Annotated in this window: 14 protein-coding genes; 12 read left to right on the top strand and 2 right to left on the bottom strand. The window is 58.7% G+C overall.

Features of this window, described 5'->3' with window-relative positions; all coding sequences use genetic code 11:
* Positions 1-39 precede the first annotated feature (39 nt).
* The 8 genes from C8R31_RS05110 to C8R31_RS05075 all read left to right on the top strand — a co-directional run bounded on the left by C8R31_RS05110 (position 40) and on the right by C8R31_RS05075 (position 5,390).
* A complete protein-coding gene (locus C8R31_RS05110) occupies positions 40-693 on the top strand; it encodes a BON domain-containing protein (protein ID WP_107692991.1) in 654 nt (217 codons plus the stop codon).
* 40 nt (positions 694-733) lie between these two features.
* Positions 734-1,291 carry a redoxin domain-containing protein gene (locus C8R31_RS05105; protein ID WP_219907453.1) on the top strand — a complete coding sequence of 186 codons (558 nt, stop codon included), beginning with the start codon at positions 734-736 and terminating at the stop codon, positions 1,289-1,291.
* Positions 1,288-1,812: a thioredoxin domain-containing protein gene (locus C8R31_RS05100; protein ID WP_107692989.1), complete on the top strand. Its 525-nt coding sequence runs from the start codon at positions 1,288-1,290 to the stop codon at positions 1,810-1,812. Before C8R31_RS05105 ends, C8R31_RS05100 begins: the two co-directional genes overlap by 4 nt.
* A gap of 145 nt (positions 1,813-1,957) precedes the next feature.
* Positions 1,958-2,386, top strand: a complete 429-nt coding sequence (locus C8R31_RS05095) for a PRC-barrel domain-containing protein (RefSeq protein WP_107692988.1) — start codon at positions 1,958-1,960, stop codon at positions 2,384-2,386.
* A 283-nt stretch (positions 2,387-2,669) separates the two neighbouring features.
* Positions 2,670-3,659: a DnaJ C-terminal domain-containing protein gene (locus tag C8R31_RS05090; RefSeq protein WP_107692987.1), complete on the top strand. Its 990-nt coding sequence runs from the start codon at positions 2,670-2,672 to the stop codon at positions 3,657-3,659.
* Positions 3,656-4,033 (top strand): chaperone modulator CbpM, encoded by a 378-nt coding sequence (locus tag C8R31_RS05085; protein ID WP_258192552.1) that lies wholly within the window; start codon positions 3,656-3,658, stop codon positions 4,031-4,033. Before C8R31_RS05090 ends, C8R31_RS05085 begins: the two co-directional genes overlap by 4 nt.
* Before the next feature lie 247 nt (positions 4,034-4,280).
* Positions 4,281-4,487 (top strand): hypothetical protein, encoded by a 207-nt coding sequence (locus C8R31_RS05080; RefSeq protein ID WP_107692986.1) that lies wholly within the window; start codon positions 4,281-4,283, stop codon positions 4,485-4,487.
* 30 nt (positions 4,488-4,517) lie between these two features.
* A complete protein-coding gene (locus C8R31_RS05075) occupies positions 4,518-5,390 on the top strand; it encodes a hypothetical protein (protein WP_107692985.1) in 873 nt (290 codons plus the stop codon).
* Positions 5,391-5,440: 50 nt separating this feature from the next.
* Here C8R31_RS05075 and C8R31_RS05070 read toward each other — a convergent pair whose 3' ends face one another.
* The gene (locus C8R31_RS05070) at positions 5,441-6,253 is read right to left on the bottom strand and encodes a calcium-binding protein (RefSeq protein ID WP_146164557.1); all 813 of its coding nucleotides are present in this window, start codon (positions 6,251-6,253) and stop codon (positions 5,441-5,443) included.
* A gap of 648 nt (positions 6,254-6,901) precedes the next feature.
* Here C8R31_RS05070 and C8R31_RS05065 point away from each other — a divergent pair.
* The 3 genes from C8R31_RS05065 (at position 6,902) to C8R31_RS05055 (ending at position 10,816) form a co-directional block, all read left to right on the top strand.
* Complete coding sequence (locus C8R31_RS05065) at positions 6,902-7,264, top strand: hypothetical protein (protein WP_107692983.1); 363 nt, start codon at positions 6,902-6,904, stop codon at positions 7,262-7,264.
* A 58-nt stretch (positions 7,265-7,322) separates the two neighbouring features.
* Positions 7,323-7,841 carry a DUF4142 domain-containing protein gene (locus C8R31_RS05060; RefSeq protein WP_107692982.1) on the top strand — a complete coding sequence of 173 codons (519 nt, stop codon included), beginning with the start codon at positions 7,323-7,325 and terminating at the stop codon, positions 7,839-7,841.
* Positions 7,842-7,915: 74 nt separating this feature from the next.
* Positions 7,916-10,816, top strand: a complete 2,901-nt coding sequence (locus C8R31_RS05055; protein WP_107692981.1) for a cation-translocating P-type ATPase — start codon at positions 7,916-7,918, stop codon at positions 10,814-10,816.
* A gap of 55 nt (positions 10,817-10,871) precedes the next feature.
* Here C8R31_RS05055 and C8R31_RS15815 read toward each other — a convergent pair whose 3' ends face one another.
* Positions 10,872-11,282: a hypothetical protein gene (locus C8R31_RS15815; protein ID WP_146164556.1), complete on the bottom strand. Its 411-nt coding sequence runs from the start codon at positions 11,280-11,282 to the stop codon at positions 10,872-10,874.
* Between the two features lie 598 nt (positions 11,283-11,880).
* Here C8R31_RS15815 and C8R31_RS15995 point away from each other — a divergent pair.
* Positions 11,881-12,450: a hypothetical protein gene (locus C8R31_RS15995; protein ID WP_181320440.1), complete on the top strand. Its 570-nt coding sequence runs from the start codon at positions 11,881-11,883 to the stop codon at positions 12,448-12,450.
* Positions 12,451-12,632: the final 182 nt, after the last annotated feature.

Here is a 12,632-nt window from a genome sequence, read left to right as displayed (position 1 = left end):
GCATTCATCGACGTCCGCAGGTTCATATCCGGAGGCAACGTGAGATCCGATAGTGAAATCAAACAGGACGTGGAGTGGGAACTCAAGTGGGATCGCGAAATCGACGCCACCGATATCGCGGTGGCGGTAAAGGATGGCGTTGTTACCTTATCCGGCTTTGTTCGAAGCTACCTTTACAAGCCTCAAGCCGAAGTCGATGCCAAACGCGTTCCCGGCGTTCGCGCCGTGGCAAATGATATCCAGGTACGGCTGCCCACCAGCAGCATGAGACCGGACCCCGAGATCGCGCGAGACGCGGTTGCGGCGCTTCAGCGGGAGGTGCCGGGTTCAGCGGACCGCATCAAGGTCATTGTCAAGGATGGGTGGGTCACGCTCGAAGGCACTGCGGAATGGGACTGGGAGCGAAAGAAAGCTGAACACGCGATCCGGCAACTGCGGGGGGTGACTCGCGTCACCACCCTGATCAGTCTGCAGCCGAAGGCTGAGCCCAGCGACATCAAGCGCAAGATCGAAGATGCGTTCAGGCGGAATGCGGAAGTCGACGCGAAGAACATCATCGTCATTTCAAACGGAAGCGAGATCACCCTGCGTGGAACCGTCCGTTCCTGGGCTGAACGCAACGAAGCGGAAAGAGTGGCATGGTTGGCCCCGGGTGTAACAAGAGTGATCAACGAGATCACGATAAATCCATAGCCCAGCGTGATGCCCCGCCCCCAAGGTTGAGCAAGCATGAATGTGCAGGTACCGGCATGCGAGTGGACGCGGGTCCCTCGTTTGTTTCTCGTTTGACGTGAACATCAATGGAGGGCAGAACCTTATGGAAGCATTAAAGGCGGGCACATCCGCTCCCGAATTCTCATTACCGAGCACCCCCGACCAGCAGGTCGCTCTCTCCGAATTGCGCGGACGGCCTGTCGTACTGATTTTCTACCCGGCCGACTGGAGCCCGGTGTGCGGCGACGAGCTCGCGCTGTTCAACGAGCTTCGCGATGAGTTCGCCAAATTCGACGCCTCGCTGCTGGGGATCTCCGTGGACGGCGCATGGTGCCATACCGCCTTCGCCAAGGACCGGGGCTACCACATGACGCTGCTGGCCGATTTCGAACCCAAGGGCGAAGTTGCGCGCCAGTATGGTGTCTACCGAAGCAAGGAAGGCGTGAGCGAGCGTGCTCTGTTCGTCATCAAGCCCGATGGTGTGATCCATTGGAGCCACGTCTCGCCGATTGGCGTTAACCCGGGCGCGGACGGCGTTTTGCGCGCCCTGGAATCGCTTTCCGGAGGTGCATCATGAGTCTGGTCGTTCCGGTGGGTAAGGATGATCACATGCAGGGTTCTGAGACCGCGCCGGTTACGTTGGTCGAGTATGGCGATTATCAGTGCCCGTACTGCGCAGCCGCGTCTGCGATTGTGAAGCTGGTCCAGGACCAGCTTCACAATCAGATACGCTTCGTATTCCGAAATTTTCCGCTCGCCCAGGTCCATCCGCAGGCTGAATTTGCCGCCGAAGCGGCTGAAGCCGCTGGCGCGCAGGGCCGGTTCTGGGAAATGCATGACGCGCTTTATGAAAATCAGCCAGCGCTGAGTCCTGCGCTGATAGCAGCGCTTGCGCAAGCACTGGAGCTAGACATGGAGCGCTTCGAAAAGGATCTCGCATCAGGGCGATTCCGCGAGCGCGTTAAACGCGACTTCATGGGCGGAGTGCGCAGTGGCGTGGCAGGTACCCCAACTTTTTTCATCAATGGGGAGCGTCATGACGGTGGCTGGGATGAAGCCTCCCTCCTGCGTGCGCTACGGGCAGCAGCATATGTATAAGTAACAGGTATTCGTGAGGCGTTCCGGCTCGGCATGAGACAGATTCGGGCCCGGGGGGCAGCGAGTAGGTGGCGGGTCAGCTCATGCTGGCGCGCTCTAGTAGTAAGTGAACGTTGACAAAGTGAACTTTAACAGGAGTTAAATCATGAACCTGAACCTCGGAAGAAGCATAATCATCCCTGTATTTTTCAGCCTGGCATTGATTGGTACGGCCTTTGCCGAAAGTCATGACAAGGGAGCTGTAGTACCACCGGTACCGGCGGGAAAGGTAACGCTGGGTGTCACTGTAGTTGAGACCGAGCTTATTGCTACCGGCTGGCGGGCTTCCAAGCTGATCGGTACCAAAGTCCAGAATGAATCCGGCGATAAGATCGGGGAAATTGAGGATCTGATCCTGAGCCCGGACGGGAAGTTGTCCGTGGCAATTGTGGAGGTTGGAGGCTTTCTCGGGATGGGGAAGCACCGGGTCGCGATACCGGTGCGCCAATTCACCCAGATCGCCCCAAAGGCGATAATTGCGGGGGCCACAAAGGAGGCATTGAAGAAACTGCCTCCCTTTGTGTACGCTCAATAGCAGGGTAGCCGATAACGAGAGCAGTTCGTCGAATCTACAATATACGGGGGCTGCTCCCCACCGCCAAGCTCTCGATCCTCAAGGAATGGCCTGATGATCGTGCCGGTAAGAACCGCTGCCGGTGCAATCAATTGTCACTATCACGGTCACGGCAGTCTCAGCAGGCTTGCATTCCCGATGAGAGATGTATGGGCTGGAATCTGTTCGTGTTTGTAATAGAGGAGAGTTACAGGGTATGCTTGAGTGAAATCCGAACGCTTGCGTTGCTTATTGCGAATCATAAATGGAATTCAAGGATTATTACAAGATCATGGGTGTGCCGCGGGATGCGTCCCAGGACGACATCAAGCGCGCTTACCGGAAGCTGGCGCGCAAGTATCATCCCGATGTAAGCAAGGAACCCGAGGCGGAGGTTCGCTTCAAGGAACTGGGCGAGGCTTATGAGGTGCTGAAAGATCCGGAAAAGCGGGTGGCCTACGACCGGCTCGGCGCGGAATGGAAGCCGAACCAGGAATTCCGCCCGCCGCCGGACTGGAACGCGGGCTTCGAGTTTTCCGAACGCGGGTTTGGCGGGGCCGATGCATCGCAGTACAGCGATTTTTTCGAATCCCTGTTCGGCCATGGTTTTGGCGCGGCCCATGGAAGACAAGGCAGGCAAGGCGGAGCAACGGGCGCTCGGACGGGCGGGACATTTAGTGTGCCGGGCCAGGATCATTACGCAAAGATAATGATCGACCTCGAAGAAGCGTACACCGGTGGTACCCGCTCCATTACCCTTCAGGTACCCCAGGTAGACGCTGGTGGACATGTGTCGACGCGGGAGCACAAGCTGAATGTCGTCATTCCGCGAGGCATCCGCTCGGGGCAGTATATACGCCTCGCGGGCCAGGGCGCGCCAGGCCACGGCCAGGGCAAACCCGGAGACCTGTACCTTGAAGTTGCATTTCGCCCCCACCCCTTCTATCGTGTAGAGAATGCGGACGTTTACCTTGATCTGCCAGTGGCCCCGTGGGAGGCGGCGCTGGGCGCGACGGTAAAAACACCCACACCGGGTGGGGTCGTTGAACTCAAGATTCCTGCTGGTTCAACAACAGGACGCAAGCTCAGGTTGAAGGGCCGCGGCATTCCCGGCAAAACGCCGGGGGATTTTTTTGTGGTGCTGCAAATCGTGGCTCCTCCCGCCAATGATGAGGCGGACAAGGAGTCTTACCGCAAGATGGCGGAGCAGTTTAAATCATTTAATCCGAGAGCCAGGCTGGGAGTGAGCGCATGAGCGGTGAAAATGGGCTGGACAATATGTCGACCGATCCTGAATCCGGGTCTGCAAACGGGCCCGGCGCACTGAGCGGAATCATTCTCGACGAGGAGAGCGTTCTGACCCTGACCGAAATCAGCCATGCCTGTTCGGTGCAGACCGGTTACATAATAGAACTGGTGGACGAGGGCCTGCTGATGCCGGAGATGCCCACCGAAGAAAACGAACCCCAGCATTGGCGCTTCTCCGGCGAGCAGATGCGTCGCGCGAGAACAGCGATGCGCCTCCAAAGCGACCTCGGCGTCAATTTGGCGGGCGTCGCCCTGGCCCTGCAACTCCTCGACGAGATCGAAAATCTCCGCGCCCAGGTCAAGTCAATGGGCGGCGAATAGAAACCTTGCAGGCCGGGCAATCCGGCTCCGCCACCTTCCACTGCTTCGACCCCCCGGCTTTTCCCTGTATCCCGACTTACTTCTCGACTTGCTCCTGCCGTTAGCGGTTGCGGCGCCATAAATCGCGATCCAATGCATTTTCTGCGCTGGCACCCGGAATCTTCGAAATACACTCTTGACACCCATCCGCTATTATGCTAATAATTCAAACATCATTTAACGGAATAATCGGAGCGGTGGGCGAACAATGCGGGTTCTCAAGGATAAAGACCGGGTCTTGTATGACAAGCTGGTGCGCCTCGCGGGCGGCAATTCGGAAATCGTGATCAAGGTTCTTTCCAATCCGCATAGATCTTCCGTCGATCTGAGAACCGCCATCAAGGAAATAGAAGCATTGCGCAACGGTCAGAAAGCCGCAGCGGCGCCTTCCATTTCTGAGGCCGCAACGGCGTAATCCCGCCCTAAACCATCCCCCAAGCTATCCATGTCCATCGCCTGGGCAACGGTTGTCATCGTTGTCCTGCTGCTTCCCGGCTTCGCTTTTTTCTGGGGACTCTACTCCCCGAACCAGGTAACCCGGGAGGTATCCCCTGCAAGCCCACTCGCGCAGCTGGCGGGCGTCGTCATCATCAGTTTCCTTATCCACGCTTGCGCCTACTTTGTCATCAATACCCGTCTGTGTCTTGGCACCGGCCCGGGCGCTCTACCCACGCTGGCCGGCATGCCCTGCGTGGATTTCGACGAATTTGCCGCCTTGCTGCGCATCGAAGCCTTCACGCTCCCCGGCACCCCTCCGCGCACATTTCGCAGCATGCTCGACCATTATGCGGGCTGGATCCTGGTTTACTTCGGCGTCACGGGCGCGATCACCGGGTTGCTGGGGTTCGGCGCAGGTAAACTGATCGAGAACGGCTATCTCAGCGGCTTCACCCGTCACCGCTACCTGTTCATGCTGGAGAGAGGGAGAAAGAAGAAGGGCGCTGAACTCGTGCGCGCCCATGTGCTGTCCCGCACGCAGAATCTGAACAATGTAATCTTCTATGACGGAATTCTGCAGGATTTTTTTGCCAAGGCGGACGGCACGATCAGTTACATTGTTCTGCACGACGCCAGAACCTCAACGATCGAGATAACCGGCAGCGGCACGCAGCACTCAAGCACATCCATTCCCCTCGATATTGGCGGCGAAAACCTGGGAATCAAGCCCTTGCTGGTAATCACCAGCGATAATATCGCGAATGTGTATTTCGAGCCGCTCAACGCGGTCAGGATCGAAAGTGGCGCCGATACGGAGATTCTCGACCGGGCGATAGACGAACTGGAACAGTCGGGCAACGGCATCCTCCGGGGCCAGTAGCCGACGGAAGAAACGCCTCCGCCGCCCGCAGACCTTCGGAAATTACACCCTCATGCAATAACATCCAGACTCGGATTGAATGCCGCGGTCGCCACCAACTGTATCTGCAGGTCTCCCCCGCCAGCAACATGGGCAGTCAGAACGCCGATAGCCGCGTTGTATGAAAGCTGGCTCGAACTGAACGCCTGGTTGCCCGCCACTTGTGCATTCGCATCAATGGTGGAGAGATCGAGCTTATCCCCTTCCGGGCGGTTGAAGCCCGAGATGATGTCATACTGCGGATTGAACCCGAGCGGATGGGGCTTGAGGCTGTCACTCACCCGATCGAAATCGAAGGTATCTTTCCCGGTGCTCCCAAAAAGATAATCCTTTCCGCTGCCGCCGTTGAGATAATCATTGCCGTTGCCGCCGTTGAGGACATCGCTGCCATCGCCACCGAAAAGGTAGTCGCTGTCGTTGCCGCCGCTCAACGCATCGTTGCCCGTTGAGCCGTCCAGATGATCGTTGCCGGCTCCGCCGCTCAGCGAATCGTTGCCTTCGCTCCCGCTAAGCGCGTCATTGCCGGTAGAACCTTCAAGACTGTCATTACCGGCGCCGGCGTCCAGATAGTCGTTTCCGCTGCCGCCATCGAGCACGTCATTACCAATGCCGCCATAGAGCTTGTCATCACCCTCGCCCGCGTGAATCCGGTCATTGCCATCCTGGCCATACAGGCGGTCGTGCCCCCGATAGCCGTAAATGACGTCGCTTCCCGCGAGGCCGTAGATATTGTCATTGCCGTCCCCGCCACCCAAATAGGAACGATATTGCCCGCCATTCCAGCCGCCGTTATCGTTGTAGGGTGTGCCAAAAATTGTAGCCATGATGATCTCCTCATAAGGAATCGAAAAAATGAATACCGGCACAATGATGACTTGAATACGCTCTCCGGCAAAGGCAAAGGCAAAGGCAATGATGCACACGAGCGGCGTGGCGATCCCCGGAGAAATTTCTTCTACTCGATTTGATCAGGGGCGAGACTCGCAATGCTTCCCGATCAGTCGCGCCGCCGCATTTTCGGTCACCGCGGGAACTCATAAACAAGTTCATCAATTGAAAAATAGACGGTTTCAGCGATAATAACAAGCGCATGGCGATATGACCGACCGAACCGGGAATTCCTTTGTGCCCTTGCAAGCCTTTGAACAAGTCCTCACAACAGGTATTCACGGGGCGACGGTAGATTTTGAGGGATGGGAAGCAGGACCGGCGACGACGAGAAGGACAACAGTTCCCTTCGTCAGGAGCATGACAAAGTAACTGCCCGGAGAGACCGTCCCTTCAGCGGAGGATTTGTCCAGAGGTTCCTTCTGTACTGAAACGAACGGAGATGCAGGGTTGCGATCGCCCATAATGATGGGTATGGCGGCCGATAGCGGATAATTACAGAAGATGATGGATGGCCGGTTGCAGCTTGGTTACAAGTTCAAGGTGGCCTGGCGTTTCCAGCCGATGACAAACGAGGGCAAAGAATGGAAAAAGAACCGCTGATCACATTACCCTGGCACGGACACGAAACGATCGAGTCCATACCGGCGCTGCTGGATGATGCGCTGGAGATCGAGATTACGCTGCCCGTGAACTATAATCATTCATTGTTTTCCCTGTTGCACGGTGATGACGCGCCCGGTCGGGTGGAAGAGGTCCGCGCCTCAGGCGGCCCCGAACTGCTGGCGAAGATCGCAAGCGTGAAAGGCCTGGAAGAACTGTCGTCGCTGATCGAACCCCTGACGGCGGCAGGAGCTAAAGTGCGGGTCCTCAGTCCCCCCAGGATAGTCATCACCCTGCCAGCCAACGCGAAAAAGCAGGAACAACTGAAGCGGGATATACACTAACTGAGACGCTGACTGAGACACTGGCTTGGACGCTGGCGACGATCCTTCGAGGAAATTCATGAAAAATATATCCGTTTTTGCCGCCGGACTGATCGCGCCTGCGCTTGCGTTTGCCGACTTCCGGGAGATGGACGATGCGCAGATTGCCCAGGTGGTGATCACCGCGCATCGCATGGCCATCGAGACAGGCCTGCTCGCCGCGACGAAATCTTCCAACCTCGAGGTCAGGACATTCGCACAGCGAAAGATAAGCGACCACGAGGCCCTCAACAAGCGGGCTACCGAGTTGGTGGATAAACTTGAATTGCCGCCGCGGGACAGCACCATCAACCAGGAGTTGCGGCTGGATAGCGAGACGGGCTTTCCCCAACTCGCGGTGATGGACGGCACCGATTTCGATAAGGCATACATCGACCATAACGTCATTCTTAACCAGCACATGCTCGATACGATAGACAACAGGCTGATGCCCCGCGCCAGCAGCGAGGAATTGAAGGCGTTGCTGTACAACATGTTTGCGCCCCTGTCGGACCACCTTGAGCATGCCCAGCAGCTTCAGGGCTCCCTGAATAATTAACGCGCGGGGGGCCGAACCGCATCTGATCCTTTTATACGTCATCCCTGGGCTGCAACGTCATGATGAGATAGCGCATGAGTGTCGCTGGTGCCCAGCAGGAGCGGAAGAATCCTTATCAGCAGCCCGTCGATGAGGTATTGGCTGCCTTTGTGTCCGATACCAGGCACGGCTTGAGCGAAAGCGAAGCGCGGGCGCGGCTGGACAGGTACGGCGCAAATGAGCTGGAGGCCGAAAAACCGGTTCCCGGCTGGAGAAAATTTCTCGCCCAGTTTCAAAACGTGCTGGTGGTCCTGCTGCTGATCGCCACCGCCATCTCGGCAGGGGTGTGGCTGTACGAGCGCGACTCGGCCTTGCCATACGAAGCCATCGCAATTTTTGCCGTGGTGCTGCTTAACGCCCTCATGGGCTATGTCCAGGAATCGAAAGCGGAGGAGGCAGTCGCCGCATTGCGGCAAATGTCGGCGGCTCAGGCCAACGTCCTCCGGGATGGCGCGCGGCGGAACATTCCAGCGGCTCAACTCGTGCCCGGCGATATTATCCTCATTGAAGAAGGCGATACCGTTCCGGCCGACGCGCGGCTGATACATTCCGTCGCGCTGCAGACGGCGGAGGCGGCCCTTACCGGCGAGAGCACGCCGGTTTCGAAGTATACCCAGCCGATCACTGAAGAAGCCGAAATCGGCGACCGCCGCAACATGCTGTTCAGCGGCACCAGCGCGACGTTTGGCCGCGGCCGCGCAGTAGTCGTCGCGACGGGCATGCACACCCAGATGGGCCACATCGCCGGCATGCTCGAAGAAACGCCGCAGGAAACGACTTCCCTGCAAAAGGAGCTCGCGCACGTAGGCAGACTGCTGGGAATAATCGTCGTCGTCATCGCCGTGGTGATGATCGCAACGATTATCCTTGTCGAGCATGTAAGTGGCTTCGCCGCGATTATGGATGCGCTTATCCTGGGCGTGGCCCTGGCAGTCGCGGCGATACCCGAGGGGCTGCCAGCCGTGGTCACGGCTGTCCTTGCGCTGGGCGTGCAGCGGATGGCGCGCAGGAACGCCATCATACGACGTCTCGCGGCGGTGGAAACGCTGGGGTCGGCCACCACGGTTGCTTCCGATAAAACCGGCACGCTCACCAGGAATGAGATGACAGTGCGCGCGGTTGTGACGGCAAGCGGACGCGTGGCCTTCGGCGGCTCAGGCTATTCGCCGCAGGGCGAAGTGCTGCGCAAGGAAAATGCGGGGACCGCGGGCGCCACCGTGGATCAGCAGTCGGCCATCGCGGGTGCATTGCAAACCGAACTGGAGCGGGCGCTTGCCGTAGGCGACCGGGCCAGCAATGCCGTTCTGCAAGAGCATGAGGGGCATTGGACAGTGCAGGGCGACCCTACCGAGGGAGCGCTTCTCGTCGCTGCACGCAAGGCTGGGCTGGAAAAGGAAGCGCTGGACGCCCGTTTCGAGCGCGTGGGAGAAATTCCCTTCTCCTCCGAGCGCAAGCTGATGACGACGATTCATACCGATGCCGATGCCCATCCTCAGAGCCGGGAGCGGCTGCTTGTCTTCACCAAGGGCGCGCCAGACCTGTTGCTCGGGTGCTGTTCGTGCGAACTGGTAGGAGACGAGACGAAACCGCTGACCGAGGAGCGCCGCGCGGCCATTTTGAAGCAGAACGAGGAACTTGCGGGCGAAGCGCTGCGTTCGCTAGGGGTGGCCTTCCGCTCGATGCCCGCCGCTGCGCTGGTTACGCTCGAACTTGGTGGCGTCGATGAAAGCCTCGAACAGGATCTCGTATTCGCGGGCTTGATCGGCATGATTGACCCGCCGCGCGAGGAAGCGAAAGAAGCGGTCGCCCGCGCGAAAATGGCGGGCATCCGCGCGCTCATGATCACCGGCGATCATCCCGTCACCGCGGCCGTTATCGCCGCCCAGCTCGGGATCATCGGGGAGGGGAACACCCGGGCGGTCACCGGCTCCGAACTGGAGAAAATGACGGACGAGACGCTGGATCAAACCGTCAGGGAAGTGTCTGTGTACGCCCGGGTGAGCCCGGAACACAAGCTGCGCATCGTCAAGGCGTTGCAGCGCGGGGGAGAAGTCGTGGCGATGACGGGGGATGGCGTAAACGATGCGCCTGCCCTTAAGACGTCGGATATCGGCGTCGCCATGGGCATCACGGGTACGGACGTGTCCAAGGAAGCCGCAGACATGGTGCTGACGGATGACAATTTTGCGTCCATCATCGCGGCTGTCGAAGAGGGGCGCGCCATTTTCGCTAACATCCGCAAGTTTTTGCGCTACCTGCTCTCCTCGAACATCGGCGAAGTACTCGCGATGTTCTTCGGCGTGGTTCTGGCGGATGCCATCGGACTGCACGCCGAAGAGCAGCTTATCGTGCTCCCGTTGCTGGCGACCCAGCTCCTGTGGATCAACCTGGTAACGGATGGCGCACCCGCGCTTGCGCTTGGCGTGGATCCGCCGGATGCCGATGTGATGCGCAGACCGCCGCGCGCTAAAGGCGAAGGGGTCATTACGCGCCAAATGTGGTCCGGCATTGTCTATGTCGGCGTGATCATGGCCGCGAGCACGCTGCTGGTGCTGGACGCCTCTCTTCCCGGAGGATTCATTGAAGGCAGCGGCAACATGCGCTATGCGCAGACCATGGCGTTCACCACGCTGGTGCTCGCCTCGCTCTTCAACGTGATCAACGCGCGCTCGGATGAGCAGAGCGCATTCGCCGGCCTGTTTTCCAACAAATGGCTGTGGGCCTCAATCGGCCTGTCCATCCTGTTGCAGATAGCGGTTGTTTACCTGCCCTTTCTGCAAAAGGCGTTTTCGACCGTGAGCCTGAACCTCGACGACTGGATGCTGTGCACGCTGGCCGCGAGCTCGGTGCTGTGGCTGCGGGAGCTAAGTAAACTGGCGAGGCGCGCCATGGGTCGATCGTCAACCCGTCTTGCGCCTCCAGCCCGGTCCATCTGATCCGGCAGCCCGGGCCAATCCTGTCCAATCGCGGCCAATCGGGCCGATCGGGGCGTCAGGGGCACGCGGCGTTCCTTGGAATGCAAAGGGTGCACTCGCCGTTGTCGCCCCATTCGCAGCATTTATTGGGGAAGCAGGTGCCCCCGGCGGGGCTTCCGCCACCGCCGCCCCCACCGCCACCACCGTTCTCAGGGACGTCAAGCACGTCTATGCACTCGCGGCAATAGCCGAAAAACCCGCCCAGACAAGCCGCAAAGCACCCTACGACGGCAGGCACGTTCGGCGTGAACGCGGCGCAACCGACGCAGCCCAGAATCAAGCCGTTACACGCCAGAGACTTTAACGCTCCGCACGCCTGCGGCGAAACAAGCGCGTGACGGCCAAACCCGCCGGCGTACTTCACCACCGTGTAGCGGCCCCTGCTCCGATATAAGGATGCTTCCGCAGCAAACCCCGGTATAGTCATTTTTTATCCCTCTTCAGTTGAGTATTTCCCTACGATCCCTTCCCGCTCCTTTCACCTTAGTCGTATCTCACCTCCGTCATATCGGAATCCACGCCGGGATTGACCGGCTGCGGCACCCGACCAGCGAGACCTTGGATTGGGATCGCATTTTCGCGGGCACGGGCCCTTGTATGAGTCCTCCGCGCCTGCAACTTCGCAATGCTCCACGGACAGGTGCCCCATCTCTCCATGTATAGGATGGCGTCGACCGGGGCGCCGGTCTGTTGGCAGGCCAACATACCATCCTGAAAACCGGAATCCCCAAGCGGCACGCTGTTTCTGATCAATGCTCGGGTTCGCGGGCCGCCTTTTCCCGCGTTTAGTCATTTCGCTCGGCAGCGAATTTGTTCCCCCACGCCCTGTCAAAGCAGCCGCCGGAAGATGTCATCGAAAAAGCAGGGCCGTGCGTTAATTCATTGACACAGTTCACGGGACGATACACGCCATTGCCTGAACCGATAAGAGACGCGCCTCACTCGCACAAAATTGTTGCGGTTTTCATTTTGGCCACCCTTATGCAGAAACAGCAGCATATGCATAAGCAGCAAATGGGACTTTAATGAAAAAGATCACTCAGTCATGTCTCGCATTGTTCATGGTCGCCGTGCTCGGATTGACTCCTTCAGCGCCGGTATGGGCTGACGATGGAGGAGACGATGGCGGATTCGACGATGGAGGATTTGATGATGGCGCGGGGGACGACGACGGCGAGGGAGACAACGATCAGGACAACGATCAGGACAAGGACGGAGATGGGCGCCCGGACAAGGATGGGCACGGGCATCAGGATGGACACAGGCACTATGGGCGGCATCATCACCACCAACATATCCATTCGTACGGCGGTTGGCCAGCGTGGGGGTTCGGTCCGGGGTTCGGCTTTGGCGCATTCGGCTATATGCCGCCCTATTACCCCCCCGCTTATTACGGCTACCCGCCGGTCGCCGTGCGGCCCGTTCCCCCAGCGGTCTACATCGAGCGGAATGACACGGCCCAGCCCGCCACCCAATCTCAAGGGAATTTCTGGCACTACTGCCGATCCGCCGAGGGCTATTACCCGCAGGTGAAGGAATGCCCGGATGGCTGGGAGCAGGTAGCTCCGCAAGCGAAGGAAGATAATCAGGAATAATCCCCGCAAGGGGTTAGCGCCGTCAGCACAGCTGATCCTGCAATAATCTCCAGCGGCTTCGCCTCATGTTATCGCTTGCCGCCAGCCGTTCCGATTTTTACATTTGCAACTGGAACGACAGTTTGAAAACGTCTGCCTTCTCGCCGACAATGTCCGGGGCATACATAGTTAGAACCCTTTGC

The organism is Nitrosospira sp. Nsp2, from assembly GCF_003050965.1.
GTDB lineage: Bacteria > Pseudomonadota > Gammaproteobacteria > Burkholderiales > Nitrosomonadaceae > Nitrosospira.
Note: the sequence above shows the minus strand (reverse complement) of the source record. Positions and strands in the feature narration are given on the sequence as shown.

What these genes read in the sequence shown, in the direction of transcription:
- C8R31_RS05105 (WP_219907453.1), top strand. Translation starts at nt 734, where the DNA reads ATGTGCAGGTACCGGCATGCGAGTGGACGCGGGTCCCTCGTTTGTTTC.
- C8R31_RS05100 (WP_107692989.1), top strand. Translation starts at nt 1,288, where the DNA reads ATGAGTCTGGTCGTTCCGGTGGGTAAGGATGATCACATGCAGGGTTCT.
- C8R31_RS05095 (WP_107692988.1), top strand. Translation starts at nt 1,958, where the DNA reads ATGAACCTGAACCTCGGAAGAAGCATAATCATCCCTGTATTTTTCAGC.
- C8R31_RS05090 (WP_107692987.1), top strand. Translation starts at nt 2,670, where the DNA reads ATGGAATTCAAGGATTATTACAAGATCATGGGTGTGCCGCGGGATGCG.
- C8R31_RS05085 (WP_258192552.1), top strand. Translation starts at nt 3,656, where the DNA reads ATGAGCGGTGAAAATGGGCTGGACAATATGTCGACCGATCCTGAATCC.
- C8R31_RS05080 (WP_107692986.1), top strand. Translation starts at nt 4,281, where the DNA reads ATGCGGGTTCTCAAGGATAAAGACCGGGTCTTGTATGACAAGCTGGTG.
- C8R31_RS05075 (WP_107692985.1), top strand. Translation starts at nt 4,518, where the DNA reads ATGTCCATCGCCTGGGCAACGGTTGTCATCGTTGTCCTGCTGCTTCCC.
- C8R31_RS05070 (WP_146164557.1), bottom strand. Translation starts at nt 6,253, where the DNA reads ATGGCTACAATTTTTGGCACACCCTACAACGATAACGGCGGCTGGAAT.
- C8R31_RS05065 (WP_107692983.1), top strand. Translation starts at nt 6,902, where the DNA reads ATGGAAAAAGAACCGCTGATCACATTACCCTGGCACGGACACGAAACG.
- C8R31_RS05060 (WP_107692982.1), top strand. Translation starts at nt 7,323, where the DNA reads ATGAAAAATATATCCGTTTTTGCCGCCGGACTGATCGCGCCTGCGCTT.
- C8R31_RS05055 (WP_107692981.1), top strand. Translation starts at nt 7,916, where the DNA reads ATGAGTGTCGCTGGTGCCCAGCAGGAGCGGAAGAATCCTTATCAGCAG.
- C8R31_RS15815 (WP_146164556.1), bottom strand. Translation starts at nt 11,282, where the DNA reads ATGACTATACCGGGGTTTGCTGCGGAAGCATCCTTATATCGGAGCAGG.
- C8R31_RS15995 (WP_181320440.1), top strand. Translation starts at nt 11,881, where the DNA reads ATGAAAAAGATCACTCAGTCATGTCTCGCATTGTTCATGGTCGCCGTG.